Genomic DNA, 4,096 nt, shown 5'->3' with positions numbered 1-4,096 from the left:
ACCTGCAAGGTTACACCTCATTTGAATGCGATTTCACTTCGGTATTTCAACCCCATTGGGGCGCACCCATCAGCTGAAATTGGGGAACTTCCCATAGGGGTCCCACAAAACCTGGTTCCCTTTATTACCCAGACAGGGATAGGCTTAAGGGAACAGTTGTCGGTTTTTGGAAACGACTATCCAACTCCGGATGGTACCTGCATACGGGATTATATTCACGTGGTTGACCTGGCAAAGGCCCACGTAGTGGCGTTGCAACGGATCCTGAAAGGAAAGACCAGCAACAACTACGAGGTGTTCAATATCGGCACGGGAAAAGGAAGTTCGGTACTCGAGGTTATCGAAAGTTTTGAGCGCGTATCTGGAAAATCCCTGAACTACAAGATCGTCGGCCGCAGGGAAGGGGACATTACACAGGCCTATGCTGACACTAGCAGGGCGAATGCTGTGCTGGGTTGGAAAGCTTTGTCTTCCCTGGATGATGCAATGCGGTCAGCATGGGACTGGGAACAAAAGATCCGAAGCGCATAAGGCACTCTCTTGCTTTCCCGCAGAAGCAGGTCTTGAAATGGTTCCATAAGTTCTCTCCGAATCAACTCCAAAAAAGGTGCAATAGCAAATGGAAAGAAAATATCCGGAATTCGAGAACAGCCTTTCGCTTTTGAAGGGGGCATCTGCCCAAGTCCTTTACAAAGCCCTCGTTTCCCAACTCATCAAGGATTTCAACAGGGCAAATATCTCGCATGGGCTTGAAACAGATATGGTCCCGGAAAAGCTGTATACCCTGCTTAAGGAGAAACTTTATGTGCTTTTACTGGAAGACTTCTCGGATTATCTCAACCTGATGTACATTGTGGATGTCCCTGAAAATTCTCTGAAAAATCTGGAACTTACCGATGCCGTGGAAGTAGCAGAAAAATTAGCATTTCTCGTACTGAGAAGGGAATGGCAGAAAGTCTGGTTAAAAGCGAATTACAGGACCTGAAGCTATAGATTTTGTGAGGAAAGGGGCTCTGTATTAACTTTTAATTGTTGTATTTTTGATTTTAATTTCCAAACTGCGAATGCAATAAACGCCATGGATAAATATTCCTTTCTGAATACTGCACATACTTCCTTTTTCGCCGAGCTGTATGATAGGTATCTGACAAATCCTGATAGTGTAGAACCCAGTTGGCGTGCTTTTTTTCAGGGTTTTGATTTTGGGATGGAAAGCGCCCTGGATGAAGCCGGTATCGAAGGTGGTGCAACAGTAGCACTGGCCAATGGAGAACATGTTGAAGTTCCGGAAGCAGTGCACAAGGAATTTCAGGTAGTTAGATTGATCGATGCCTATCGCAGCCGGGGACATCTGTTTACAAAAACCAACCCGGTTCGGGAGCGTAGAAAATATGCGCCAACCCTTGCTATAGAGAATTTTGGCCTGAGTGAAGCGGACCTGGATACGGTGTTCAATGCCGGGGAGGTCATCGATATCGGAGCGGCTACCCTGCGCCAGATCATTTCCCACCTGCAAATGATCTATTGTGATGCTATTGGGGTGGAGTATATGTATATCCGTCACCCGGAAAGGGTACAGTGGATACAGGATAAACTGAACATTAACAGCAATCAGCCCAACTTCAGTAAGGAAGAAAAGATCCATATCCTAAAAAAACTCAATCAGGCAGTATCCTTTGAGTCGTTTCTTCACACGAAGTATGTAGGTCAGAAGCGCTTCTCCCTGGAAGGTAACGAGTCTCTTATCCCTGCCGTAGATGCCATTGTGGAAAAAGCTGCTGTACACGGGGTAAAGCAATTTGTCATGGGAATGGCCCACAGGGGCCGACTGAATGTCCTCACCAACATTTTTGGCAAGTCTGCCAAAGATATTTTTAGTGAATTTGAGGGGAAAGACTACGAGCAGGAAATATTTGACGGAGATGTTAAGTACCACCTGGGATGGACGTCCGTGAGGAATACGGACCATGGCGAAATGATCAATATGAACATTGCTCCGAACCCTTCCCACCTGGAAACAGTTGGGGCTGTTGTGGAGGGCATTACGCGGGCTAAGCAGGACATGCATTACCCTACTGACTTCTCGAAAGTCCTACCTATTGTGGTACACGGAGATGCTGCAATTGCAGGTCAGGGGATTGCCTATGAAGTAGTACAGATGGCAGACCTGGATGGGTACAGAACCAATGGTACCATCCATATAGTGGTGAATAACCAGATCGGGTTTACCACAAACTACCTGGATGGCAGGTCGTCTACCTATTGTACTGATGTTGGAAAGGTAACACTGAGCCCGGTTCTGCACGTAAATGCTGATGATGTGGAAGCAGTTGTGCATGCCTCACTTTTCGCCCTGGAATATCGCATGCGATTCAAGCGAGATGTTTTTCTTGACCTCCTAGGGTATCGGAAATACGGGCATAATGAAGGGGATGAACCCAGGTTTACCCAGCCAAAACTGTATAAGATCATCGCCAAGCACCCCAACCCACGGGAGATTTATGCGAAAAAGCTCATTGACCAGGGGATAATTGACGAGGCCTTCGTCCGGAAACTGGAAAAAGAATTCAAAGCCAGCCTGGAGGAAGAACTGGAAGTTTCCCGCAAGGAAGATAAAACGGTGATCACCCCATTCATGGAAGATGAGTGGAGTGGTTTTAAAAGAGTGCGGGAATGGGAGATGCTGGAGACGGTAGACACCTCCTTTGATAAGGAACACCTGGCCAAGATCGCACGTGCCATAACCAAACTGCCAGAGGATAAAAAATTCCTGCGCAAGGTGGAGCGTCTGGTAAATGACCGCCGGAAAATGTTTTTCGAAACCGACAAACTCGATTGGGCCATGGGTGAATTGCTTGCCTATGGTAGCTTGCTGGAGGAAGGATATGGAGTAAGGATGTCCGGGCAGGATGTGGAACGGGGCACGTTTTCACATCGCCATGCCGTAATGAAAGTGGAGGAGAGCGAAGAAGAGGTAATGCTGCTCAATCATATTTCCGATAATCAGGGCCGGTTCCAGATCTACAATTCCTTGCTGTCTGAATACGGGGTTGTAGGATTTGATTACGGCTATGCTATGGCCAGCCCGAATACCCTCACTATCTGGGAAGCCCAGTTCGGAGATTTCAGCAATGGGGCACAGATCATGATCGATCAATACATCTCGGCCGCTGAAGACAAATGGAAGCTGCAGAACGGACTGGTGATGTTCTTACCGCACGGGTATGAAGGCCAGGGTGCTGAGCACTCTTCTGCAAGGATGGAGCGCTATTTGCAGCTCTGCGCGAGGGACAATATGTATGTGGCAGATTGTACCACCCCAGCGAACCTATTCCATTTGCTGAGGAGGCAAATGAAAGCGAATTTCAGAAAACCCCTGATCGTTTTCACACCAAAAAGCTTGCTGAGACACCCCAGGGCGGTATCCTCGGTGGATGAGTTTGTAAACGGCAGGTTCCAGCCAGTGATAGACGACCCTGAAGGCGATCCTAAAAAAGTGAAAAGCCTGGTCTTCTGTACCGGTAAATTTTATTACGACATGCTGGCGGTTAAGGAAGAGCAGGGCCGTGATGATGTAGCTTTGGTACGCCTTGAACAGCTATTCCCATTACCTGTTGAGGCCATACGGGAAATTTTGAAAAAGTACAAAGGCGCGGATGATTGGGTATGGGCGCAGGAGGAGCCCAGGAATATGGGGGCCTGGACACACTTGTTCACCCACCTGGATGAAGCCAGGGACTTTCGGGTAGCCTCAAGGAGGTTCTATGCCTCCCCGGCTGCAGGCAGTGCAGTAAGGTCCAGAATGCGTCACCAGCAGGTGCTGGATTTTGTGTTCGACAAGACCAAAGACAATATGACCCGGCAAGTGACAAAAAAAGAATACAAAAAGAAGTGAAGTACCTGGCGTATATAGTATTCTGGATAGGATTACCCCTTCTGGCACAGGAGGAGCAACCCAACTATGCCCGCCTTGCTGAGGTATTTACCGAACGTTACAACAGCGGGGACTTCGATGGGATTTACGAGCTCTATGATGTGGGGATGAAGAAAGCCTTTACTGAGATGGAAACGCGTAATTTCTTCGGGGAAAATATCA

At 47.9% G+C, this 4,096-nt stretch carries 3 protein-coding genes and 1 pseudogene; all 4 read left to right on the top strand.

Translation table 11 applies throughout. The features are described from left to right. Positions 1–531: GDP-mannose 4,6-dehydratase (locus AC4E7D_RS12425; RefSeq protein ID WP_490174109.1), on the top strand; the 531-nt coding region annotated here is incomplete at its 5' end. 88 nt (positions 532–619) lie between these two features. Further along, a complete protein-coding gene (locus tag AC4E7D_RS12420; protein WP_490174108.1) occupies positions 620–985 on the top strand; it encodes a hypothetical protein in 366 nt (121 codons plus the stop codon). A gap of 93 nt (positions 986–1,078) precedes the next feature. Then, positions 1,079–3,895 (top strand): 2-oxoglutarate dehydrogenase E1 component, encoded by a 2,817-nt coding sequence (locus AC4E7D_RS12415; RefSeq protein ID WP_490174107.1) that lies wholly within the window; start codon positions 1,079–1,081, stop codon positions 3,893–3,895. Then, positions 3,892–4,096 (top strand): annotated as a pseudogene (locus AC4E7D_RS12410) (peptidase M23); the annotation flags it as partial. The gene AC4E7D_RS12415 and the pseudogene AC4E7D_RS12410, both read left to right, overlap by 4 nt.

It is taken from the genome of Lentiprolixibacter sp., from assembly GCF_982873095.1.
The sequence above is the reverse complement of the archived record's forward strand: the minus strand, read 5'-3'. Positions and strand labels throughout refer to the sequence as shown.